The sequence below is a fragment of the Micromonospora sp. CPCC 205554 genome (genome assembly GCF_036902745.1).
Classification (GTDB): domain Bacteria; phylum Actinomycetota; class Actinomycetes; order Mycobacteriales; family Micromonosporaceae; genus Micromonospora; species Micromonospora tulbaghiae.
Genome location: NZ_JBAKHP010000024.1, coordinates 42,325 through 64,192, shown reverse-complemented (window position 1 = coordinate 64,192; position 21,868 = coordinate 42,325). Strand labels below are relative to the sequence as shown.

The following is a 21,868-nucleotide window of genomic DNA, read 5'->3' as shown; positions in this document are numbered from 1 at the left end:
TGGTTGACCGAATCAACTTCGACTGACCGCACTTCGCACCACACGACGCACCACGAATGGATCGTTGGCAGCTACCACGGCGAGTCGCCCCAGATCGCCCAGCCGGTCACGCTCCGTTGCTTGATCACTATCCGTCGGGCGGGCCGGAGTCGCAGCCAGTACCGAAAGCGACAGCGGCGCTTCGCTTCGTTACCCTCGCGACCATGAACGTAGAGACGTACCTCGCCCTGCGCAACTATGACTGGTTAGTCCGCCACCGGGGACTCGATGACGTGGCACTGGCGTGGGACTCCGACACCCTGGTCCACGGGGACACCGGGGTGTCGATCGATACCTTGTGCGAACCGGGCTTCACCCCTGCGACCGAAGACTACTGGCGCGACCGGATGCAGGCAGAACGCGACGCGTAGTCTGCTGGCCCAAATGGCGAGAATGGCAGAAACCCCGGCTGGTCGGGGTTTCTGCCATTGCGGCCATTTAGGCCAGCGGGTTACGCGGTTCTGCGGCCTGCCGTTGCGGGTAGGGCGTGAACGGTGCCGGTGGTCTCGTGTACGTCGGGGTGGACAAGGAACGCGGGCGACGGTGGGCGTCCGGCACCAGTGCGGGCCGGTGGGTCGAGTTGGCGCAGGTACCCGTGGATTTCCAGTAGGGATAGCACGGGGTCGAGGTCGGCGGCGGTGGGGATCTGGCTGCGGACGGCGCGGTAGAGCTCCTTCTTGGTGAAGGTGGTGGAGCCGGTGCGTTCGATCCAGGCGAGTACGAGCCGGGCGTAGCGGGTGCTCTTGTCGGCGCCCATGTCGTCGAAGGCGGCTAGGGCGTGGGCGGCGAAGTATTCGCCGAGCAGTGCGGCCCGTTCGACCGTCTCGGCGGTGACCGGCTTGCCCCAGCCGTCGCGGAGGTGTTCGGCGAGGTGGATCAGCCCGGCGATGCGGACCACTGCGCCGGTGTATTTGCTGCCCCAGTCCACGACGTGTCCCCACGCCCCGCCGGGTGCGAGACGTGGCTCAACGGCCCGTTCGATGTCCAACACCCGATTGTTGGCTTCGGGGGTGAGCGGCAGCACTGCCGGGTCGGTCCATTCGGCGAGGCTGGCGACGAGGGCACCGAGGTTGGCGGCGTAGGCGGTGGCGATGGGTTCGGGTACCGGGTCGGCACCGATCTTCCGGCGGCCGACGGTGTTTTCGGGCAGGCTGAACAGAATTCGGGCCAGGAGTCCTTTGCCTCGGAAGCCTGGCATGTCGGCGATGTCGCGTAGCACGTCGGGTTGTACGGCCAGGCCGAGGGTGAGCGCGGGGTGTTCGACGTGTTCGGGGGCGCGGGAGCGGCGGTTGACGCGCAGCATGTCTCCGGCGTGGCCTTTGAGGAACACCTCCAGGTTGGGGGTGCCGGAGTAGCGGCCGGCGATGGTGGCGAAGATTCCGCCTTCGGGGGAGAGCACGGCGAGGCGTCCGCCCTGCTCGGCGAGCAGGGATGCGGCTTCCTCGCTGGTGACGTCGTCGGCGACCAACTGGGGTAGGACAGGGACGGTGACGGCGTCGGCGTTCATCGCGGCAGCGGTCGCTTCGGCAAGCAGGGTGTCTCGGCCCGCCGTGTCGGCGTTCGCGGCGGCGATGGCGGCTTTCTCGGCCGTCTTCCCGGCGACGCGGGCGGCAAGTTCGGCTTCTACGATCGCCGGTTTGGTGCGCTCGACAAGGACCTTCTCCGCAGCGAGCAGCGGCCCGGTCATGGCGGCGAACACGGCCGACTTGCGGGAGCCGGGCGGTAGGACGACGACGGTGAACAGGTTCGTCGGTTCGCGCCAGGAACCGCGCACCTCCACTTCGGCGCGGCCTCCGGCGGCGGTCGAGAGGGCGGCCAGGGCGATGCAGCCGGCGAGGTCGACGGGGGTTTGGGTGAACTCGGCGACGGCGTAGACGTGCTCGGCGACCCATTCGGGCAGCACGTAGGCCGGGAATTCGGGGAGGTGTCGGCGGTCGCCGAGCGGGACCAGCGGTGTCCACTGGGTGCCGGTGACGGCGTGGTCGAGCATGGCGCGGCCGGTGGCGAGGATGTCGGTGACGTCTGCACCTTGGTCGGCTTTCTCGGCGAAGTAGGCACCGAGGTCGGCGACCTGGCGGCGGCGGGCGTGATCGGCCACGATTCGGGCGTAGTGGCCGGCGTTCGCGGTGGTGGGGACGGCGGCGATGAGGGTGTGTAGGTAGGGGGCACCGCCGACCTTGGCGAGGTCGCCGGTTGCGGCGAGTCGGGCGGCCAGGGCGATCGGGTCGACGGGTTCGCCGGTGGCGTGCATCGCGCAGAGCGTTTCCCACAGCCGGCCGTGCGCCGGCCGGTGGAAGTCGGCCGGGGCGAGCGTCGGGGCGAGGTCGGCGACGACGGACGGGTTGAGTAGCGCTGCGCCGATGATGGCCTGTTCGGCGGCGTGGTCGTGCGCGGGTGGTCGGGTCACGATGGCGTGCTCCTGTCGTGAGTCGGGGAGGGAAAGTCAGGCGGCGGGGCGGCCGGGTCGCGGCCGGCGGATCGCGGCGGCGCGGGTCATCAGGTCGCGCAGGCCGGCGAGGAGGGTGCCGAGCTGGCGGCGGGCGGCCGGGTCGACGTCGGCCAGGGCGACGCGTACGCGGATCTCGGCGTGCTCGCGGCCGTCGTTGGCGCGGACGCGGACGAGGACGGCCCGTGCGTGGCCGGGCAGGTCGACCATGATCTCTGCCGAGCGGTGCTCGGCGAGGTTGCAGCGGTGATCCTGGGCGCACCACCCGGTGTGCTGAGCGGTGCCGGTGCGGCGGTTCACTGGTTGCCGGCCCGGTACTCGGCGCGGATGTACTCGGCGAGGCGGCGGCCGATACGGACGCGGCGGCCGGTGCCGTCGCAGCGGCGGCAGTCGCGTCGGGTGCCGATGGCGGTGCGGTGGTAGCGGCGGCCGTGGCATCGGCGGCAGCGGCCCCAGGGGGACACCACGCACAGGATCAGGTACCACGCTGCGTAACTGAGAGGAAGAAGGCTAGCGAGCAGGGCGATGGTGGTCACGGAATGCCTCCACAGGCCGTTCTGAGGGCGCAAACAGCCGCCGCCGCTAGTAGCTAGGGCGCTGGCCAGGATTGGGATGGGGTGCTAGCGGGGGTGCTAGGTCTAGCGGGGGCTGCCGCTAGACCTAGCACCCACACGCTGTCCGGGTTAGGCGGCTTTGTCGCCGCGCCGCTTGTTACGCTCCGCTACCGCGTCGGTGATGTCGGCGCGGTCGATGCCGCGCCGGTTGGCGCCCTTGCCGGTGGCCGGGTCGGTGCCCCACACCTGCCCCGTGGTGATCCCGTGGGGCTTGAGCGCGGCCGTGAGCTGATCGCGGGTCAGGTCCCCGTACGCATCGGGGTTCAGCTCGGCCAGGCGCTCGGTCAGCGTCTCGGCCCACACCTTCGCCTCGGTCGCCGGGACGACGGTGAGGATGTCGTCGAGCAGGGTGTCTCGCCGGGCCGCCGGGGTCGGCGTGGCCTGGCCAATGGCGTGGCCGGTCAGGGTGCCGGCGGCTTCCCGCAGGGCGCGCGCCCGGTCGGTGATCTTCTCGGCGGTCGGGCCATCGACGTAGAAGGTGCGAACGATCTGGGCGTCGTCGGCCGCGCCGACGAGGTAGCCGACGCCCTTGTCCTTCTTGGCGAACATCGTCGCCCGGATGCCGTTCTTGTAGGCCGAGGTGCCCAGGATCATGTCGTTCTCGATCTGGCCCATAACCCGCAGACAGAACCGCGTGCCCGCGTTCGCGCTCACGCCCGTGGGCAGGCTCTTGGCGTCCGGCCGCTGCGTGGCCACGACCAGGATGACGCCCAGGGCGCGGCCGAGCTTGATGACCTTCTCGGCCAGCTCGCCGGCTTCCTTGCCGAACTCCGGGTGGCTGAACAGTTCCTGCACCTCGTCCAGGGCGACCACGAGCCAGTGCAGGCCGAGCTTGCGGCGGCGGGCCAGTTCCGGGGTGACCTTGTTGTCCGGGCACACCGCCTTCGGTAGGCCCTTGATGACGGCGGCACGGCGCTGGCACTCCTTGCGCAGCTCCCGCAACGCCAACAGGCCCTCTTCGGCGGTGTCGTCGTCCTGCCCCGACGCGTACCGGGCGGACACCTTCTCCAAGGGGTCGAGTCCGCCGGTGCCCTTGAAGTCGAAGCACCACAACTCCGCGTACGGGTCCAGGGCTGCGGCGAGCATCGGCACCTGCGTTGCGGCGGTCTTGCCGTAGCCGGGAATCGACCCGATCAGCAGGTTCGTGTACGGCAGGTCGAAGGAGATGATCCGGCCGCGCGGGTCGGTGCCGAACGGCACCGGCTTGGCGAGGTCGAAACCGCCCGACGCCTTGAGCAGCGGCCACGCGGCCGGCTTCGCGGCGGCCATGTCCTGATCGCCCACCCACAGCAGCAACCGGCCGGGATGCACCTCCGGCTGTCCCTCCGGCCACACACAGCCCAGCGGGCGGGTGAGGCCGGCGGCGAGCCGGTCCCGGCGCTCGATCACGTCCCCAGCGGTCACACCGGGTGGCAGGTCGATGTCGGCCCGCCATCCCGGCCCGTCGCGGGTGATCGGAGCAGTGAACGCGATAGCGCGGTTGCCCTGCTTGGCGATGGCCTGGCTGATGCCGGAGATGCCGAGCACGGCCAGGGCGCGGACCACCACATCGGAGGTGAGCCGGGCTACGCGGGGCACGACCACAGCGGTGTCGAGTAGCGGCTTGTCGGCCGGCTGACCGACCATCCCGCACAGCGTCACCAGCAGCGCCAGCACGGCCCACCGCGCCCACTCCGGGGCCAGGGCGACCGCCACGCCACCGGCCAGGGCGACGGCCAGGGTGAAGGTGGCGACGATGCCGCGCCACCGCACCCTGCGGTCACGCTGGCGGGACAGCTTGAGGTAGTCCTCGGCGCTCTCCCGCCGCACCGTGGCCTGCCGGACCGGCTCGCCTTCCCAGTCGAACAACCACCGGGTTGCCCCGGACAGCATGCGCCACGCCCCGGCAGGGGACCGGAAGGCGAGCTTGCCGGCGTACTTGGGCAGGCGGGTGGCGTGGTAGGCGGTGGTGTGCAGGAGATGCCCCACCGCCCAGCGCATCGTGTCGCGCAGCTCAGTGCGCGAGCGCAGCCAGGCCGGCAGAATCGGGCGACGCTGACCGGCGCGTACGCCGTCGAGGGTGAACCGCGGCGCGCGCTGCGCGGCCGGCGAGTCGACCAGCACCGGCCCACCGGCGTCGGAGTCGGTGTTGCTGCGGGCGGTGCGGGCGGCGTCCAGGTCGACCACGTTGGTGTCGGGGGCATCCTCGGTGAGGTCGCGCTCGGCGGCCCGCCAGTCGAAACGGTCGCCGTCTTCGGGGGACGTCATGATGGGTGTTCCTCCATGGGTCTACGGATCAGTAGGGGGACCGGCGGCGCGGCACTGGTTCCTAGGCCGAGAGGCCGCGCCGCCGGGCGGGACTAGTCGTGCGTGCGGACGAGGTGTGCGAGGGCGGCGCCCATGCCGAGCACCGCCACCGGCAGGCAGGCGACGGCGGTGGTGATCCACCACGGAGCCGACGTGACTCCGGCCGCGACGAGCAGGTGATAGGCGACCTGGCCGAGTGCGCCGACCAGCAGTGACGCGATGGCGGACCACTTGGCGAAGCGGCGGGCCAGGTCTGGCACCCGGCCGGACAGCCAGACGTAGAGCGCGTACGCGCCGTAGGTCTCGACGCCGATCGGCAGGGTGATGGCCGAGTTGATGGAGAAGCTGTCCCAGATGCCCGGCAGCGGGTGGACCTGGCCGAATCCGGTGAGTCCGCCGAGTCCGACCCACCCGGACCAGATCGCGACGAATGCCGGCAAGGCGAGCAGCACCACCGGCCACGCCACCGCCCGCCGGTTGCCCGTCGAGTCGGTCGAGATCGCCTCGGTGGCGATGTTGGTGCCCAGGTCTGCGACGGGTGCTGCCTGCGCCAACACAACGGGCGGGGTGTCGTCGCCGACCGGCAGCAGGTCCAGCGCCGGGGCGGGATCGGCGATCGGGTCCGGGGTGATGTCGGCCGGGTCGGTGGTGGGCTCGGTGGTCGGTGGGGTGTCGGTGCGGGTGAGGGCGGCGAGGATCGCGTCTGCCTTCGGACCGCCCACCCGCAGTTCCTTCTTGATGCGGTTACGTGACGGGATCTGGCCGAGTTGGTCGGCCAGGTCGCGGGCGGCGGGGATCAGGTCTTCGACCGGCCGAGGGAAGGCCGAGAGCGTGGGGGCGGTCATGACGGGTGTCCCTCCGATACGTCAGTGCCGTAGTTGAGTGAGAACAGGGCTTGTTGCAGGGCCAGCAGGTCCGCGCCGCGCCCGTCGTATGGCTCGGTCATCGACGGGTAGCCGTGCGCGGTGAGCACCTGGGCTACGTCCAGTGCCAGAGCGAAGGTGAAGCGGGGGTCATCAGCGGAGCGGGGGATCGGGAATCGACGGCTCACGGGGGCCACCGACTACGCGGCCCGGCCGGCGGCCGAGCGAACGGCGAGCAGAGCCCGCGCTTCCCGCAGCACCCGGCGCTGCGCCCGGCGAAGCCGCTGCCAGTCCAACTCGGTCGGACCGGCGTCACTCGTCAGCACGACAATCTGCGCGTCGAGCAACAGAACCTCAGCCTCGATCAGCGGAAACTCCTGCTCGATCTCGGCGAGGTCAGCGGCGTTCGGCTCGTAGTCGAAGGTCGTCATCACGCCACGCTCCGGGTGGTGTAGTCGGCGGCGTCGACCAGGCCGTTCGCCAGGGCACCCGCCTCCATCGCGTCGATGGCCTTCGCGGGAACGACGTACCGGCCGCGAATGCGGATGGCCGGGAACTCGCCCACGCGGATCGACCGGTACAGCGTCATGTCGCAGGTACGCAGCAGCTGCGCTGCTTCGGCGACGGTGTAGAACCGCTGGGGGTGGCCAGCAGGTCGATCGGTCTTCATCGGTGTCCTTCCGCCTCAATGACCGGGGTGCACATAGGTTCCGGCCACGAGGGGTGACGCCTTCACCACCACACTGGACGGCTAGGGACGTCCTTGCTACTTTCAAGTCGTCCCTAGACGTGCCTTGGAGGCGACCATGCCGAACGACCGGCTACGTGACGCGATGCTCCGCAACGGCTTCACGCCATCGGCCGTAGCCGAGCAGGTGGGAGTGGACCCGAAGACGGTGGAACGCTGGATCACGCAGGGGCGGGCACCGTATCCGCGCTACCGGCATGCGATCGCCGCGCTGGTCAAGGAGAGTGAGTCGTACCTATGGCCGGACGCCATGCCGCAGGAGCGCGCCAACCGCGTAGCACAGTCCGAGGTGGTCCAGGTCTACCCGCGACGGGCAGCCGTGCCGGACGCCCTCTGGCGACGGCTGATCTCGCAGGCACAGGAGCGGGTCGGCATCCTGGTCTACGCGGGACTGTTCCTGCCCGAACAGCAACCGCAGCTGGTGGCCACGCTCAAGGCGAAGGCAGCCGTCGGTACGCGGGTTGAAGTCCTGCTTGGCGACCCAGACAGTCCCGAGGTCGCGCAACGTGGGGCGGACGAAGGCATCGGCGACGCGATGGCCGGCAAGGTCCGCAACGTGCTCACCTTCTACCAGCGGCTGCGCGACGTCCAGGGCGTGAACGTGCACTTCCACCGGACGACGCTCTACAACTCCATCTTCCGGTTCGATGACGAGATGCTCGTCAACTCGCACGTCTTCGGCTTCCCGGCCGCACACACGCCCGTCATGCACCTACGAAGGCTTGCCGGTGGCGACCTGTTCGACACGTACGCAGACAGCTTCGATCGGGTGTGGGAGTCCTCATCGCCGGTGTGGCAGCCGACGGTGGCAAGCTAACGACATGGCCAGGACGGAGTATTACGACGACCCCCAGGCACCGAAGGCGAACAGCATCGTCGTTGCGGTGACCGTGTTCGTCCTCGACGCACAGGACCGAGTGCTACTCATCCGGCGAACCGACAACGGCCTTTGGGCCATTCCCGGCGGCGCCCAAGATTTCGGTGAGTACATCGCAGAGACTGCGGTACGCGAAACCAAGGAAGAGTCAGGGATTGACGTGGAAGTCACGGGCATTGTCGGCATCTACACCGACCCAAGGCACGTCATGGCCTACAGCGATGGGGAAGTGCGTCAGCAGTTCTCTATCTGCTTCCGCGCGCGCCCCGTCGGCGGCGAGCCTTCAACAAGCAGCGAGTCATCTGAAGTCCGCTGGGTCAGGCGCGAAGACCTAAACTCCTTGCCGATCCATCAATCCATGCGGCTTCGCATCGAACATGGGTACGAGAATCGACAAGAGCCCTACATCGGCTAGGCCTCACGTGCCGCGAGTCGCCGCTCCATTCGTCGCACAGCAGCCACAATCTCAGGCTGCGCCCGCGACCAGAAGCGGGTAACCACGTCATCCGGTCCGTAACGAGATCGAATCTCCGCCAGTCGCTCCATAATTCCGAAGTCCTGACCATCAGGGCCAGTCGTCATGTCGGCGTACCACAGCGCGTCGGTGACATCAGACTCTTCGTTCCGAAACTCTGCACGCAACTGCCCGGCAAGCTGTCGCTCTTCAGCCTCGAAAGCTGCGCAAGAGTGATAAGCGACGAGGCCCGCTACTCGCTCGTCCCAGCCCGCCCGGCGCAGCCACCTAGCCCCATCTAGGGCATGCAGCCCGGAAAACTGAACGCCGGGTGCGTATCCGATGTCGTGCAGCCAGGCAGCAGCAACGAGGATCGGTCGATCAGGCGCAGCCAGTACAGAAGAAGCCTCTGTTGCCTTGTCAGCCACCTTCTGAACATGTACCCAGCGACGCGGCAGCGCGTCAGCGAGCAGATCGTGAGCTAGCTCAGCGGCAGCTTCCAAGTTCGTCACCCGCACGAGCCTACGCCAGCCGAAGGTCGAAGCGCCCCGGACGTGCACCGTCGACACGACTAGTGTTTTGAGCAGTTTAAGTCTTTTAGGCAATTTGGCATTAAGGCCCGGTAGCTCCCCCGGGGTTGCCTTCCACTACCAACTTCGGGAAAATCCCATGCTTAGCTTCGACCCCTCACCCGAAGTGGACCCTACTTTGCTCGGACTAGAGGAATCGTTCACCCTTGCAGTAAGCCACATCTCGCGCTGGGGAGATACGGATGTCTTCCCTTTCGCACCAGAAAACATCATCTTTCACGACCGCAAAGATGAGACTGTCGCTCTCCTCAAAAAGATCGATGCCGACTTGACGTCGGCCCTTGATTCGCATCCACCATATATCGAGGGCGCGCTTTCGCTAATTACCTACGAAGGATTCCGGTACGTATCCCAGATAGACCCGATCTGGAATGCCTACATGCTCGGCTTGGCCCTGAGGATATCCCCAGAGATAGAAGCAGCAAGAATTCCGCCCTCCCAGCAGGCCGTTTTTTCATACCGCCTGAACATCAACCGCGAGACGTCCTCAATCTTTGAGATTGGATCCTGGAATAGTTTCTCGGAGGCAAGCCAGAGGATCGCCCAGGACTATAACTACATAGCGATCTGCGATATCGCAGACTTTTACGGCAGGATCTACCACCACCGCTTGCAGAACTCTCTCAATCTTCTTGGAGAAGTGGGCGACGTTCCAAGTAAGGTAATCAAGCTCCTGACAGGATTCTCCGGCGGCGTATCCTATGGCTTGCCCGTAGGCGGACAGGCGGCCCGGATATTCTCAGAACTCCTCCTGAACCGCGTCGACCGACTGCTTGTTTCGAGGGGTATTAGGTTCTGCCGTTACGCCGACGACTATCGGCTATTTGCAGACACCCGAGAAGACGCTTTCAGGTCTCTGGTATTTTTGACCGAGGCTCTACTACGGAACGAAGGCCTAAGCCTGCAAAGACATAAGACCCGGGTTCTCTCCACCAAGGACTTCGTCAGGTCTCCGCTACTCCTGCCCGAGGACTCGGACGAACTGAGTCCTCAAGAGCGCGACGAAAGACGGCTACTTAAACTGTCCCTGCGTTTCGATCCCTACTCGGATACCCGAGATGAGGATTACGAGCGCCTGAGGCACGACGTCGAGCAGTTCGATATTATCGGTATGCTGACCGCCGAGGTCGCCAAGAGCCGCGTCAACTCACCGGTAGTTAAGAAGCTGGCACGAATCATCAAGCTCTTCGACGTAGAGGTGCGCGACGCCGCCGCAGAAATGCTTGTGGCGAACCTAGACGTGTTAGCTCCGGCACTTCCAGTTGTGCTTCGCGTCTTGGAGGAGGTGCTTCCGAATGTTTCTCCAGCGCTTGCAAAGAAGCTCCCGGCAGAGATCCGCCGAAGGATTCAGGCTGAAGAATACTGGGTCATGGTTCCTGTCAACCTTGCCTACGCGCTCCGCATTCTCAAGCACGATCATTCCGAGGAAAATGTCCCACTCGCAGCAAGTATATTTGAATCGGCACCGCCTTTCATTCAGCGCGATATCGTGTATCTTATGCACGGCTGGAAGGCGGACTACTGGCTGTCGGACAAGCGGAAGCAATGGAGGAACCTGCATCCGTGGGTGCAGCGCGCGATTCTCCTGGCCTCATTCTCGCTTGGCGACGAGGGACGACACTGGCGACAGAGCATCAACCGGGGCATTTCCGGATTCGATGACATTGCCAAAAAGTGGATGGAGGAACGCGTGAAGGCCAACCGCAAGGATCTTCCATTCTGATGCCTACGGCTGAAAGGTTTGCCACCACAAGTAGCTCATACTGGAATGCAATACTGCCCCGCTTGGAACACTTCGTCAGAATTTCCAATGCTGGCCCAAGACGCTTCGCTCCTCCGGTCGAATGGGCACATCGGCCGAGGAGACACGCCCTCGTATCTGAGACAGGGTTCTACTTGTGGGCGGATCACCAACGCGGCGATAAGCCCAACTTGCGGCGGGCAATCGAGAGGGCCACGAGCCGGCTCACTCAAGTAGCCAACCAAGTGGATCTGGGCGATCAACTCGATCAGGATGAGATCGAGTTTGCGCTGATGCTGGCGCAGCGCCTCAACAACTACTGCACCCTCACGCACACCTATACTTCGATCGAGGTAGAGCCAAGCCTTCCCGGTTGTGGGTGGATCTCAGGGGGCTTACCTGATCTCATTGCGAACGACCACTCCTCAGGGATGCCGATCAAGACATTGGTAGAAGTGAAGGCGGTGAACCGACCATTCCGCTCGGTGGATCTTCGCCAGATGGTGGCGTATGTAGTGTTGTACTTTGCCGCCCATCAACGCATTCCAGACGCGCTCGCTGTTGTGAATCCGGTTAAAGGAGTCGCGTTAGAGGTCGGTGTGAGTGAATTTTTTGCCGATGTAGTGGGGGTTCCGTCGTCAGAAGTGATTAACAACCTGCTAGTTGACTGGTCTACAGCCGGCGTATCTCCCTAACCGGCTGAATCCGACTTCAAAGCTGAAGGACGAGCGGGCATCCTTGCAGCCAGTGTGGCAGCGGCACGCTGATCGGACTCTGATAGCCAGGCGGCATATACACGGAGGGTCGTGGCTCCCCCGCCGCCATGACCCAGGCGTCCGGCCACGGTCCGGACATCAACGCCGGATGCGATCAATTCCGTTGCCGAGTAGTGCCGCAAGGCATGAAGGTTCGTAGTGATGCCGAGTCTCGCGGCCATCCGGCTAAATCGCTGGGTGGCCGTATCCGGTACGAGCGGAGTGCTGCCGTCTGGGCCGGGAGAGAACACGAAGCCGTCCATAGGCAGTGACAAGCCGAGGGCCGATGCACGGGCCTCGCAGCGCACCAGCTGGTCGCGCAACACCTCTACCGTCTCCGCGTCCAGGGCCACGCGCCGCTGCTGGTGCGTCTTCGTGTCCTTCTCCCGCAGCTTCCCCGCGTCGTCCACGTACAGCGCGCCCCGCAGGGTCAGCACGGCCGCGTCCAGGTCGACCGCGGACCACCGCAGGGCGCACAGCTCACTCCGCCGCGCCCCCGTAGTCATGGCCACCCACACGAACGCGCCCCAGTCGGGGTCCTTCCACGCCTGAGTGACCAGTCGGGCGGCTTCGGGCGCCGTTGGTGGGTGCGGGTTGGGCTGAGGCATCCCCGGCTTCTCCGCTTGATCTGCCGGGTTGATGGCGATCCACCGCCACCGGACGGCCCGGTTCAGCGCACCGGACAGGATCCAGTGAATCTGCCGGATCGACGCCGGCGCGAGCGGCTTGCACTCGTGCGGCCGACACTTGTCGGTGCAGTCGTGCGGCCCTGCCTTCCGGTGCTCGATCGCCTTCCGATTGCCTCCACAGTGGTCGCGGCACTTCCGCAGCACGGCGTAGAAGGATTCCAGCGTCTCGGCGTCCAGCCGGCCCACCGGCAGCTTGCCGAGCAAAGGCCGTACGTGCTTGTTTAGCTTCTTGACGTACCCCTGCCGGGTCGACGCCTCCACGTCGAGGACTTCAAGCCACCGGTCAAGCAGTTGGTCGACGGTGGCACGAGTGCGCGGGTTCCGCCGGTCGTCCACCTGGGCGAGGAACCGAGTACGCGCCTTCTCGGCTTCCTTGCGAGCGGTCGGGCCGGCTGGGACGGTCTCAGTCAGGTAGTGCCGCTTCTTGGTAATGGGGTCGATGCCCGCGTAGACCTTCACCCTCAGCGACCCGCTGGGTAGTTCCTCAATCTCGCCACGCTGACGCTTCGCGCGCCCGTTCGCCGTCACCATGGGGCGACCGTAGCGCGCTCGCACCACGAGTAGCACCACGCGAAGATCGCTGATCTAGTGTTTGCGCTGGTGGGGCGGGCGGGGTTCGAACCCGCGACCGAGGGATTATGAGTCCCCTGCTCTAACCGGCTGAGCTACCGCCCCGTGACCGCGCCGGATCGTAACCCGCCGATCGCTGCGCGGACCACCACCTACCGGGCGGAAACAACGGCCGCGACAGCACGATGGGCAACGCGAGGATAACAACGCGCAACCCGTCGGCGCCTCACGCGCGCCGCAGCTCCGCGAGGACGGCGCCGACCGCTCGCCACCCGCTGGCGAGCGCGCCCTGGATGGACGGGCTGTCCCGGTGGTCCCCGGCCACGTACAGGCCGTCGCCCAGCGCCACCGGCTTGCGCAGCCGGCCCTGTGGTGGCGGTGCGGCCGGCAGCGCGTCCGGCACGGTGACTGTGGTGAGGTGGGTCCAGCCGGCGGTGGAGCGGCCGTAGAGGCGGTCCATTTCGCGCCGGATCACCGGTTCGGGCGGGGCCTGCGGGCCGACCACCGAGGTGGCGACGAGGTGCTGGCCGTCCGGCGCGTACGTGGGCGCGGCCCGGCTCACCACCACCGTGTTGGCGACGAGTTCCCGCCGGTCGCCGTCGAGCAGCAGGATCGGCTCGTCCAGCGGCGCCGCGTCGGCACGGTGGTAGTAGGTCGTGTACGCGTGCATGCGTACCCGTGGCAGCCCCGGCAGCAGCGTGGCCGCCGCGGGCGGGTCCACCGCGACCACGACGGCGCGGCAGGTGATCTCGCCGGACGGGGTGCGGACCCGGCCGGGCGCGACCTCGGTGACCGGGGTGTTCAGCTCGATCAGTTCGGCGGGCAGCGGCGCGGCGAGCGCCCGGGGCAGCGCCGCCATGCCGTCGGCCGGCAGGCCGATCCGGCCCCGGGCGAAGGAGCGCATGACGACCGCGAGCACGTGACTGGAGGTGGCCAGCTCGCGGTCGAGCAGCACGCCGGACAGGAACGGCCGGAGCAGTCCCTCGATGATCGCGTCGGAGAGCCCGGCCCGGCGCAGCGCCTTCTCGGCGCTGGTCTCGGGCGTGCTGAGCAGCCGCCCGACCGGCACCGTCGCGTAGCCGGCGGCGAGCGCGGCGAACCGCAGCCGGTCGGTGAGCGACCCGATGCCCGAGGTGAGCGTGCCGGGTGCCCCGGTCGGTTCGCGCAGCGGGTTGACCAGGCGTTCCAGCCGGTCGCCGTGGCGCACCAGCACGCCGGAGGTGAACCAGCCCATCCCGAGAGCGCCGACGTCGACCAGGCCGGCGAGCCGCGGGTACGCGGTGTTGAGCACCTGGAAGCCCCGGTCCAGCAGGAACCCGTCGACGCGGTCGGTGGCGACCCGCCCGCCGAGCCGGTCGCCCGCCTCCAGCAGCCGCCACGGCACACCGGCGCGGTGCAGCCGCCGGGCGGCGGCGAGACCGGCCAGGCCGCCGCCGACGATCACCACGTCCGTCTCAGGCACGGTCCACCCCCGCCCCGGCCCGGTCGCCCTCGCGGTGCGACCGCGACAAGCGGCCCGGCCACCAGACCTTCGGCCCGATGTCGTACGCGAGCGCGGGCACCAGCAGCGAGCGGACCACTATGGTGTCGAGCAGGACGCCGACGGCTACCGCCACGCCCAGCTCGACGAGCACCACGAGCGGCAGGACGGCGAGCGCGGAGAACGTGGCGGCGAGCACGATGCCGGCGGAGGTGATCACGCCACCGGTGACGGCCAGCCCGGCGAGCACACCGGCGCGGGTGCCGCGGCGCACCGACTCCTCGCGGACCCGGCTCATCAGGAAGATGTTGTAGTCGATGCCGAGCGCGACCAGGAAGACGAACGCGAACAGCGGGAACGACTGGTCGACGCCGGGGAAGTCGAAGACGTACCGGAACAGCAGCGCGCACAGGCCCAGCGTGGCCAGGAACGACAGCACCACCGTGGCGATCAGCAGCACCGGTGCGACCAGGGCACGCAGCAGCAGCGCCAGGATGATCGCGATGACCAGCAGCACCACCGGGATGATGACGTCGCGGTCGCGTACCGAGGCGTCGGCGGTGTCCACGTTGATCGCGGTGAAGCCGCCGACCACGGCGTCGGCGCCGGGTACCCGGTGCACCGCCTCGCGCAGGTCGCGGATGGTGCGTTCGGCGCCGTTGCTGTCCGGCGGGTCGGCGAGCGTGACGTCGAGCTGCACCCGCCCGTCGACCACCTTCGGGGGCGCGTCCGGGTCGGGCGGCGCGTTCTCGCCCCGCTCGCCGAGCGGCAGCACCGAGGCCACGCCCGGTACGCCCTGCGCCACCTGGGCGACCTGCCGCGCGGTGTCCTCGGTGGTGAAGATGGTGGCGGGGCTGCCGGTGCCGGCCGGGAAGTGCCTGTCGATGACCTCCTGCCCGGCCACCGAGTCGGTGCGCTGGGTGAACAGCTGGGACTGGCCGAGCGTGGTGGCGCCGAGCTGGGTCACCCCGATCGCGAGCACGGCCAGCGCGACGGCGGTGACGACCCAGACGGTACGCGCGCGGCGCGCCACGAAACCGGCGATCGGCGCCCAGATGCCGTGCTCGGCGCGGGGGTCGGCCTGGTCGTGGCGGGGGCGCCGGGGCCAGAACGCCCAGCGGCCGCCGAGGACCAGCAGCGCGGGCAGGAAGGTGAGCATGACCAGCAGCGTGGCGGCGATGCCGACGGCGCTGACCGGGCCGAGCGCCCGGTTGGAGTTGAGGCTGGACAGCAGCAGGCAGAGCAGGCTGACGATGACTGTGGCGCCGGAGGCGATGATGGCCGGGGCGGCGCCCTTCCAGGCGGTCCGCATCGCGTCCCAGGGGCGCTCGTGCCGGTGCAGCTCCTCCCGGTAGCGGGCGATGAGCAGCAGCGCGTAGTCGGTGCCGGCGCCGAAGACGAGCACGGTGAGGATGCCCTGTGCCTGCCCGTTGAGCGTGACGATGTCGTGGTCGGCGAGCAGGTAGACGAAGACGGCGGCGAGCGAGTACGACATCCCGGCGGCAAGCAACGGGAAGATCCACAGCACCGGGCTGCGGTAGACGACGAGCAGGATGACCAGCACCACTGTGAGCGTGACCAGCAGCAGCGGCCCGTCGATCGCGCCGAACACCTCGATCAGGTCGCCGAGCAGCCCGGCGGGCCCGGCCACGTCGACGGTGAGCCCGTCGCGGTCCGGGCCGGCGATGTCGCGCAGGCGTTCCACAACGGACCGGATCTGTTCGCCCTCGGCGCTGTCGATCGGCACGATCACCTGGGCGGCCTGCTCGTCCTGGCTGACGATCGGCGGCGGCAGCGGGCCGACCACGCCCGGCACCTCGGCGAAGCGGGCCGCGTCGGCCTGGATGCGCTGCTGGTCGGCCGGGGTGAGGCCGCCGGGCCGTTCGTAGACCACGAGTGCCGGGGTGGTCTCCCGGTCGACGAATCCGGCGGCGAGGTCCTGTGCCCGGGTGGCCTCGGCGTCGGCCGGCAGGAAGGAGGCGTTGTCGTTGGTGGAGACCTCGCCGAGCTTGCCGGAGTACGGGCCGGCGATGCCGCCGACGACCAGCCAGCCGAGCACGACCGCCACCGCGATCAGCGTCGCGGTCCAGCGGCTGCGTCCTGCGGCCATCTCCACCGTCCCTCAAATCGACGCATCAATCGACGCAGCGGGAGTCTAAGTCGACGCCGACCATCCTGCCGGGCGAACGAGGACCCGGGGGCGGAAACCGGGCAGCCGGAGCACGTGCGGGGGCCCGGAAACGACGAACGCCCGCCGGCGATGCCGACGGGCGTGACGTGGAGCGAAGCTCCCCCGATTGGACTCGAACCAATAACCTGCCGGTTAACAGCCGGCTGCTCTGCCAATTGAGCTACAGGGGACCGTGCACCGCTCGGTTCGGATCTCTCCGCTCCGTGCGACGGGGACAAGAGTACAGGACATCGGGGGGTGGTGCGCCAGGGGGTTACCGGAGGAGGACCGGACCGGCGTACGCGCCAGGATTACGGACAAATCGTCATCTCGGCACAGGGAGGCATGAGCGGAGAGCAGGATGGGTAGTTAGCCGTCGACAGAGAACGCAGGCGCGAGACGGTCGTTCCGCCGAGCTGGCGGAAAACCGGCGAGAGCGTCAGGTACGGAAGGAGCCGCCATGCGCGGAAAGATCATGTTTCTTGGCGGGCTGGCTGCGGGATTCGTCCTGGGCGCCCGTGCCGGCCGGGAGAAGTACGAGGAGCTGGTGGTCCGCGGGCGCAAGGTGCTCGACCACCCGACCGTCCAGGAGGCGGCCGGGGTCGCGCAGGCCCAGGCGACCCGGCTCTACTCGGAGGGCAAGGACAAGCTGGGGCAGACCAAGATCGGCGAGAAGCTCGCCACCGGCAACGGTGGCAAGCAGGGCATGACCGACGCCGACAAGCCGTTCGCCGGCACGCCGGCCGCGGTCGGCAGCCGCAGCGCCAACGGCACGGGCTCGACCAGCTCGACCGGGTCGACCACGACCGGCACGAGCAGCAAGCCGTCCACCGGCAACACGCTCTGACGCAAGCGGACAGCGGGCCGGTCACCTCCGGGTGACCGGCCCGCTCCCGTGTGCGCGGGCACGGATGTGGCACATTCTCGGTGGGGAGGTGACCACATGCCGATGGTCGGACCGGAGACGGCGGATCAGGCGCGGCTGCTGCGCCTGCTGCGCGACGACGGCCCACGCTCCCGGGTCGAGCTGGCCGACCTCCTCGGCCTGCCCCGGGCCCGGTTCGCCGCCGAGGTGGACCGGTTGACCACGCTCGGCCTGGTGGAGAGCGCCGGGCCGGCCGCGTCGCGGGGCGGACGCCGGTCGTCGCTGCTGCGCGTCGGCGCGCAGGTCCGGTTCGGCGCGGTCCTCGTCGGCGACGGCACGCTGCGGGTCGCGCTCACCGACGGCGAGTTGAACCCGCTCGCCCGGCACGACGAGCCGGTGGACGTCCGGCTCGGCCCGGACGTGGTGGTCGGGCGCATCGTCGAACTGCTCGGCAAGCTGCGCGTCGAGGCGGGACTGACGTCGCTCACCGGCGTCGGCGTGGCGCTGCCCGCGCCGGTCGAGGTACGCGACGGCTCGCCGGTCTCCGCGCCGGCGCTGCCCGGCTGGCACCGCTTCCCGGTACGCGACACGCTCGCCGCCGAGCTGGGCTGCCCGGTGCAGGTGGACAACGACGCCAACGCGATGGCCCTCGGCGAACGGCACGCCGGCACCGGCCGGCCGTTCGACGACTTCCTCTATGTCAAGCTGGGCGAGGCGATCGGCTGCGGGCTGGTGCTCGCCGGCTCGCTCTACCGGGGCGCGGCCAGCGGCGCCGGCGACATCGGCCACTTCCAGCTCACCGAGGACGGGCCGCTCTGCGGCTGCGGCAACAACGGGTGCGTCGAGGCGTACTGCGGGGATGTCGCACTGGTGCGGGAGGCGGTGACCGCCGCGCGGGCCGGGCGCTCGACGGCGCTGGCGGACCGGCTGGCCGCGGCCGGGACGCTGTCCGTGGCCGACGTGGCGGCGGCGGCCACCGCGGGCGACCCGGCGGCCCAGACGCTGGTCCGCGACGCCGCCCGCCGGCTCGGGCGGGTGCTGGTCGGGCTGGTCAGCTTCGTCAACCCGGCCATCGTGATCATCGGCGGCGCGCCGGCCGGAATCGGTCCGGTGCTGCTCGCGGAGATCCGGGGCGTGGTCTACCGGCGCTCCACGCCGCTGGCCACCGGCAGCCTGCCGATCGTCCTGTCCGACCTCGGCGACACCGCCGCCCTGATCGGCGCAGCCCGCCTGGTCAGCGACCAGGCCTACGCCGCCCGCTGACCCGCCCGCCCCCACCCCCGTCCCACCCCGCCGATCTTGCAGTTGCGGCCCACAGGATGTCGGTTACACCCGTTATGGGAGGGCCGCAACTGCAAGATCGCGGGGCAAGGAGACGGCGGGGCGGTCAGTCGCGGGTGCTGAAGGCGGCGTCGAAGGCGGCGCTCGGGGCGTCGAAGGCCAGGCGGCGGACGAACTGGAGCGCCTCGGGCGCGCCGACCAGGCGGTCCATGCCGGCGTCCTCCCACTCGACCGAGATCGGGCCGTCGTAGCCGATCGCGTTCAGCGCCCGGAAGCAGTCCTCCCACGGCACGTCGCCGTGGCCGGTGGAGACGAAGTCCCAGCCGCGCCGCATGTCGGCCCAGGGCAGGTGGGAGGAGAGCCGGCCACGTCGCCCGTCCCCGGTACGGACCTTCGCGTCCTTGCAGTCCACGTGGTAGATCCGGTCGGCGAAGTCGAAGATGAAGTTCACCGGGTCCAGCTCCTGCCAGACGAAGTGCGACGGATCCCAGTTGAGCCCGAACGCCTCCCGGTGCCCGATCGCCTCCAGCGTGCGCTTCGTGGTCCAGTAGTCGTACGCGATCTCGCTGGGGTGCACCTCGTGCGCGAACCGCACCCCGACCTCGTCGAACACGTCGAGGATCGGGTTCCACCTGTCGGCGAAGTCCTGGTAGCCGCGCTCGATCATGGCCGGCGGCACCGGCGGGAACATCGCCACCGTGTGCCAGATGGACGAGCCGGTGAAGCCGACGACGGTGTTCACGCCGAGCTTGGCCGCCGCCCGCGCGGTGTCCTTGATCTCCTCGGCGGCACGCTGTCGCACGCCCTCCGGCTCGCCGTCGCCCCAGATGCGGGCCGGCAGGATGTCCTGGTGCCGCTCGTCGATCGGATGGTCGCAGACGGCCTGCCCGACCAGGTGGTTGGAGACGGCGAACACCTGGAGGTTGTGCTTGGCGAGGGTGGCCCGCTTGCGCTCCACGTACGAGTCGTCGGCGAGCGCCTTGTCCACCTCGAAGTGGTCGCCCCAGCAGGCGATCTCCAGCCCGTCGTAGCCCCACTCGGCGGCGAGCCGACAGACCTCGTCGAACGGCAGATCGGCCCACTGGCCGGTGAAGAGCGTGATGGGTCGCGCCATTGTCCTTCTCCCCTGTGGTGATGGGGGATTCCGTCGCGGACCGGGGCGAGGACGACCGGAGGCGGCGGCGCGTGGAACCGGTGGACGCCGGAGCATCTGCTCCCGGACGGGTTGCGCCTCCCGCCGGGTCACCGGCCACCTCGCGGTCGCCGCCCCCACTCTATGGCCTCCGTCAGGGCAGGGTCCAGCGCTGGTTCGCCGCGCCGGTGCACGTCCACAGGTGCACCGCCGTGCCGTCGGCCGAGTTGTTGCCGGACACGTCCAGGCACTTGCCCGACTGCGGGTTACGCACCGTCCCGTCGGCCTGCGCCGACCAGTTCTGCGCCCCGGTGCCGTTGCACGAATACAACTGGATCTTCGTGCCGTCCGCGCTGGCCCCGCCGGACACGTCCAGGCACTTGCCCAACGCCTTCACCGGCCCGTTCGGCGTCACCGTCCACGACTGCGCCGTCGTGCCGTTGCAGGTGTAGAGCTGGATCTGCGTGCCGTCCGCCGACGACCCGCTCCGCACGTCCAGGCACTTGCCGGCCAGGCCCTTGACCGGGCCGGTCCCGCCGGTGCCGCCACCGCCCCGGACCAGGGTGAAGTCGTCGACGTCGAACAGCCCGGAGCCGCTGCCGGTGAACGTCAGGTGGACCGTCTGCGTGCCGGACGGCACGCCGGTGAGCGCGGTGCTCACGTCGGCGAACGTGGTCCAGCTACCCGTGTTCGGCACCGCCACCTGACCGAGCACCGGGCCGGTCGGCGATCCGGTCCGCACCTGGAGCGTGCCGCCCGGGCCACCGGAGACCACCCGGGCGCGCAGCGACGTCACACCGGTCAGGTCCAGCCCCGGGTACGCGGCCCAGTCGCCCGGGTCCACGTACCCCAGGGTCTGGCCGCCGTTGGCGCCGGCCTTGGGGTACGCGCTGACGCCGCTCGCCGAACCGAACGCCTCGGCCTGGACGGTGGTGTTGCCGGTCGGCGGTGGCGTGCCGCCGAGTTCCTTGATCCGGATGTTGCGGAACGACACGTCGTCGCCGGTGCCGTGGTTCTGGATGCCGACGTGCCCGGCGAGTGACCGCACCGGGTCGGTGTTGGTGAAGTCGTTGATGCGTACGCCGTTGAGGAAGACCTGGAGCCGCTCGGACTCGACCAGGATCTCGTAGGTGTTCCACTCCCCCGCCGGGTTGAGCGCCGCGTCCCGGGCCGCCAGGTCGGCGGACTTGAAGCCGTAGATCGCGCCGGTGGTCCGGTCGGCGGCGTCGGTGGGGTCGATCTGGATCTCGTAGCCGTTGTTCACCGCCGAGTTCGGGTCGCTCGACGGCGGGAAGCCGACGAACACCCCCGAGTTGTCGTCACCGGCCAGCCGCCAGTCCAGCTTCAGCGAGTAGTTGGTGAACTGCTTCGCGCTGTACCAGTAGAGGCCCATGCCGCCGACCGAGGTGAGCGTGGCGTCGGCGTTGGTGAAGCTGCCCGGCCCGGCCTGCGACCAGCCGGTGGTGCCGCCGTCGTAGAGCGCGGTGTAGCCGGTCTCCGGCCGGCAGTCGGCCTTCGTGCGCCCGGCGGCGTAGCGGATGCCGCCGAGCAGGTGCGCCCGGAACGCCGGGTCGGCGTAGGACGCCTGGGTGTGGCCGCCGCCGGTGTAGAAGGACCGGCCGCCGCTGTACGTCTTGCACCAGGCGTGCGGGTGGTCGCCGCCCATCGAGCCACCGGAGTACGTGGACTCGTCCAGGCTGGCCAGCACGTGCGCGGTGGAGCGGGCGTTGGTGCGGTAGTCGTACCACTCGTCGGTGCGGTTCCACCGCTGGGGCAGGTGCGCGGTGGCCGCGTGCGCCCGGTCCTCCACCTTCACCGTGGCCGGCTGGATGGCCGGGTGGGAGGCGAACCAGGCGCCGACGAGGTTGCCGTAGAACGGCCAGTCGTACTCGGTGTCGGCGGCGGAGTGCACGCCGACGTACCCGCCGCCGGCGCCGATGTACGCCTCGAACGCCGACTGCTGGGTGGCGTTCAGGACGTCCCCGGTGGTGTTGAGGAAGATCACCGCCTCGAAGCGGGCCAGGTTGGCGGTGGTGAACTGGGCGGCGTCCTCGGTCGCGGTGACTGTGAAGTTGTTCGCCGCGCCCAGCTCGCGCACGGCCTGCGTGCCGGCCGCGATGGAGTCGTGGCGGAAGCCGGCGGTCTTGGAGAAGACGAGCACGTCGTAGGGGGCGTCGGCGGCGGCGGCCGGGCCCGCGGGGACGGTGCAGGCGATGGTCGCGAGGACGGCGGTCACCGCCCCCAGTGCGGTACGCAGGAGTTTCATCT

The 21,868-nt window shown here is 69.0% G+C and carries 21 protein-coding genes and 2 tRNA genes; 7 read left to right on the top strand and 16 right to left on the bottom strand.

Features of this window, described 5'->3' with window-relative positions; genetic code table 11:
- Positions 1-203: 203 nt before the first annotated feature.
- The gene (locus V6U82_RS24270; RefSeq protein WP_334464825.1) at positions 204-410 is read left to right on the top strand and encodes a hypothetical protein; all 207 of its coding nucleotides are present in this window, start codon (positions 204-206) and stop codon (positions 408-410) included.
- A gap of 80 nt (positions 411-490) precedes the next feature.
- Here the strand turns inward: V6U82_RS24270 and V6U82_RS24265 are convergent, their stop codons facing one another.
- The 8 genes from V6U82_RS24265 to V6U82_RS24230 all read right to left on the bottom strand — a co-directional run bounded on the left by V6U82_RS24265 (position 491) and on the right by V6U82_RS24230 (position 6,918).
- Positions 491-2,446: a DUF3987 domain-containing protein gene (locus V6U82_RS24265; RefSeq protein WP_334464823.1), complete on the bottom strand. Its 1,956-nt coding sequence runs from the start codon at positions 2,444-2,446 to the stop codon at positions 491-493.
- A 36-nt stretch (positions 2,447-2,482) separates the two neighbouring features.
- A complete protein-coding gene (locus tag V6U82_RS24260) occupies positions 2,483-2,785 on the bottom strand; it encodes a hypothetical protein (RefSeq protein ID WP_334464821.1) in 303 nt (100 codons plus the stop codon).
- Positions 2,782-3,021, bottom strand: a complete 240-nt coding sequence (locus tag V6U82_RS24255) for a hypothetical protein (protein ID WP_334464819.1) — start codon at positions 3,019-3,021, stop codon at positions 2,782-2,784. The genes V6U82_RS24260 and V6U82_RS24255 overlap by 4 nt, the downstream gene beginning before the upstream one ends.
- A gap of 147 nt (positions 3,022-3,168) precedes the next feature.
- Positions 3,169-5,346: a cell division protein FtsK gene (locus tag V6U82_RS24250; RefSeq protein ID WP_334464817.1), complete on the bottom strand. Its 2,178-nt coding sequence runs from the start codon at positions 5,344-5,346 to the stop codon at positions 3,169-3,171.
- Between the two features lie 92 nt (positions 5,347-5,438).
- Positions 5,439-6,230, bottom strand: coding sequence for an ABC transporter permease (locus tag V6U82_RS24245; RefSeq protein WP_334464815.1), 792 nt, complete (start codon positions 6,228-6,230; stop codon positions 5,439-5,441).
- Positions 6,227-6,436 carry a hypothetical protein gene (locus V6U82_RS24240; protein ID WP_334464814.1) on the bottom strand — a complete coding sequence of 70 codons (210 nt, stop codon included), beginning with the start codon at positions 6,434-6,436 and terminating at the stop codon, positions 6,227-6,229. Before V6U82_RS24240 ends, V6U82_RS24245 begins: the two co-directional genes overlap by 4 nt.
- A gap of 12 nt (positions 6,437-6,448) precedes the next feature.
- Positions 6,449-6,679: a DUF6284 family protein gene (locus tag V6U82_RS24235; RefSeq protein WP_334464813.1), complete on the bottom strand. Its 231-nt coding sequence runs from the start codon at positions 6,677-6,679 to the stop codon at positions 6,449-6,451.
- Positions 6,679-6,918 carry a helix-turn-helix domain-containing protein gene (locus V6U82_RS24230; protein ID WP_020218358.1) on the bottom strand — a complete coding sequence of 80 codons (240 nt, stop codon included), beginning with the start codon at positions 6,916-6,918 and terminating at the stop codon, positions 6,679-6,681. Before V6U82_RS24230 ends, V6U82_RS24235 begins: the two co-directional genes overlap by 1 nt.
- Positions 6,919-7,054: 136 nt before the next feature.
- On the opposite strand from V6U82_RS24230, the gene V6U82_RS24225 reads away from it, so the two are divergent.
- Complete coding sequence (locus V6U82_RS24225; RefSeq protein ID WP_334464810.1) at positions 7,055-7,813, top strand: XRE family transcriptional regulator; 759 nt, start codon at positions 7,055-7,057, stop codon at positions 7,811-7,813.
- Between the two features lie 4 nt (positions 7,814-7,817).
- A complete protein-coding gene (locus tag V6U82_RS24220) occupies positions 7,818-8,288 on the top strand; it encodes an NUDIX hydrolase (RefSeq protein ID WP_334464808.1) in 471 nt (156 codons plus the stop codon).
- On the opposite strand, the gene V6U82_RS24215 is transcribed toward V6U82_RS24220, so the two are convergent.
- Positions 8,285-8,839: an HD domain-containing protein gene (locus tag V6U82_RS24215; protein WP_334464806.1), complete on the bottom strand. Its 555-nt coding sequence runs from the start codon at positions 8,837-8,839 to the stop codon at positions 8,285-8,287. The genes V6U82_RS24220 and V6U82_RS24215 overlap by 4 nt on opposite strands.
- A 157-nt stretch (positions 8,840-8,996) precedes the next feature.
- Here V6U82_RS24215 and V6U82_RS24210 point away from each other — a divergent pair, with 157 nt between their 5' ends.
- Together V6U82_RS24210 and V6U82_RS24205 are read left to right on the top strand one after the other, a co-directional pair.
- Positions 8,997-10,640, top strand: a complete 1,644-nt coding sequence (locus V6U82_RS24210) for an RNA-directed DNA polymerase (protein WP_334464804.1) — start codon at positions 8,997-8,999, stop codon at positions 10,638-10,640.
- A gap of 263 nt (positions 10,641-10,903) precedes the next feature.
- Positions 10,904-11,353, top strand: a complete 450-nt coding sequence (locus tag V6U82_RS24205; RefSeq protein ID WP_334464803.1) for a hypothetical protein — start codon at positions 10,904-10,906, stop codon at positions 11,351-11,353.
- Here V6U82_RS24205 and V6U82_RS24200 read toward each other — a convergent pair.
- The 5 genes from V6U82_RS24200 to V6U82_RS24180 all read right to left on the bottom strand — a co-directional run bounded on the left by V6U82_RS24200 (position 11,350) and on the right by V6U82_RS24180 (position 16,513).
- Positions 11,350-12,633, bottom strand: a complete 1,284-nt coding sequence (locus tag V6U82_RS24200) for a tyrosine-type recombinase/integrase (protein WP_334464801.1) — start codon at positions 12,631-12,633, stop codon at positions 11,350-11,352. The two genes, V6U82_RS24205 and V6U82_RS24200, sit on opposite strands and share 4 nt — an antisense overlap.
- A gap of 67 nt (positions 12,634-12,700) precedes the next feature.
- Positions 12,701-12,777 (bottom strand) — tRNA-Ile (locus V6U82_RS24195).
- Positions 12,778-12,898: 121 nt separating this feature from the next.
- Complete coding sequence (locus V6U82_RS24190; RefSeq protein WP_334464798.1) at positions 12,899-14,134, bottom strand: FAD-dependent oxidoreductase; 1,236 nt, start codon at positions 14,132-14,134, stop codon at positions 12,899-12,901.
- Positions 14,127-16,262: an MMPL family transporter gene (locus tag V6U82_RS24185; RefSeq protein ID WP_334464796.1), complete on the bottom strand. Its 2,136-nt coding sequence runs from the start codon at positions 16,260-16,262 to the stop codon at positions 14,127-14,129. The genes V6U82_RS24190 and V6U82_RS24185 overlap by 8 nt, the downstream gene beginning before the upstream one ends.
- 178 nt (positions 16,263-16,440) lie before the next feature.
- A tRNA-Asn gene (locus tag V6U82_RS24180) sits at positions 16,441-16,513 on the bottom strand.
- Positions 16,514-16,782: 269 nt separating this feature from the next.
- Between V6U82_RS24180 and V6U82_RS24175 the strand changes: the two genes are divergently transcribed.
- Complete coding sequence (locus V6U82_RS24175) at positions 16,783-17,169, top strand: hypothetical protein (RefSeq protein ID WP_128138711.1); 387 nt, start codon at positions 16,783-16,785, stop codon at positions 17,167-17,169.
- A gap of 96 nt (positions 17,170-17,265) precedes the next feature.
- Positions 17,266-18,450 carry an ROK family transcriptional regulator gene (locus tag V6U82_RS24170; protein WP_334464794.1) on the top strand — a complete coding sequence of 395 codons (1,185 nt, stop codon included), beginning with the start codon at positions 17,266-17,268 and terminating at the stop codon, positions 18,448-18,450.
- Positions 18,451-18,574: 124 nt separating this feature from the next.
- On the opposite strand, the gene V6U82_RS24165 is transcribed toward V6U82_RS24170, so the two are convergent.
- Positions 18,575-19,582 carry a sugar phosphate isomerase/epimerase family protein gene (locus V6U82_RS24165; RefSeq protein WP_252452566.1) on the bottom strand — a complete coding sequence of 336 codons (1,008 nt, stop codon included), beginning with the start codon at positions 19,580-19,582 and terminating at the stop codon, positions 18,575-18,577.
- A 172-nt stretch (positions 19,583-19,754) separates the two neighbouring features.
- Positions 19,755-21,866, bottom strand: coding sequence for a lectin (locus V6U82_RS24160; protein ID WP_334464792.1), 2,112 nt, complete (start codon positions 21,864-21,866; stop codon positions 19,755-19,757).
- Positions 21,867-21,868 lie beyond the last annotated feature (2 nt).

Bases quoted from the DNA above. Each gene is read 5' to 3' on its own strand.
- V6U82_RS24230 (WP_020218358.1), bottom strand. From the start codon at position 6,918: ATGAAGACCGATCGACCTGCTGGCCACCCCCAGCGGTTCTACACCGTC.
- V6U82_RS24165 (WP_252452566.1), bottom strand. From the start codon at position 19,582: ATGGCGCGACCCATCACGCTCTTCACCGGCCAGTGGGCCGATCTGCCG.
- V6U82_RS24160 (WP_334464792.1), bottom strand. From the start codon at position 21,866: ATGAAACTCCTGCGTACCGCACTGGGGGCGGTGACCGCCGTCCTCGCG.
- V6U82_RS24245 (WP_334464815.1), bottom strand. From the start codon at position 6,230: ATGACCGCCCCCACGCTCTCGGCCTTCCCTCGGCCGGTCGAAGACCTG.
- V6U82_RS24200 (WP_334464801.1), bottom strand. From the start codon at position 12,633: ATGGTGACGGCGAACGGGCGCGCGAAGCGTCAGCGTGGCGAGATTGAG.
- V6U82_RS24210 (WP_334464804.1), top strand. From the start codon at position 8,997: ATGCTTAGCTTCGACCCCTCACCCGAAGTGGACCCTACTTTGCTCGGA.
- V6U82_RS24270 (WP_334464825.1), top strand. From the start codon at position 204: ATGAACGTAGAGACGTACCTCGCCCTGCGCAACTATGACTGGTTAGTC.
- V6U82_RS24175 (WP_128138711.1), top strand. From the start codon at position 16,783: ATGCGCGGAAAGATCATGTTTCTTGGCGGGCTGGCTGCGGGATTCGTC.
- V6U82_RS24220 (WP_334464808.1), top strand. From the start codon at position 7,818: ATGGCCAGGACGGAGTATTACGACGACCCCCAGGCACCGAAGGCGAAC.
- V6U82_RS24225 (WP_334464810.1), top strand. From the start codon at position 7,055: ATGCCGAACGACCGGCTACGTGACGCGATGCTCCGCAACGGCTTCACG.
- V6U82_RS24235 (WP_334464813.1), bottom strand. From the start codon at position 6,679: ATGACGACCTTCGACTACGAGCCGAACGCCGCTGACCTCGCCGAGATC.
- V6U82_RS24185 (WP_334464796.1), bottom strand. From the start codon at position 16,262: ATGGCCGCAGGACGCAGCCGCTGGACCGCGACGCTGATCGCGGTGGCG.
- V6U82_RS24250 (WP_334464817.1), bottom strand. From the start codon at position 5,346: ATGACGTCCCCCGAAGACGGCGACCGTTTCGACTGGCGGGCCGCCGAG.
- V6U82_RS24170 (WP_334464794.1), top strand. From the start codon at position 17,266: ATGCCGATGGTCGGACCGGAGACGGCGGATCAGGCGCGGCTGCTGCGC.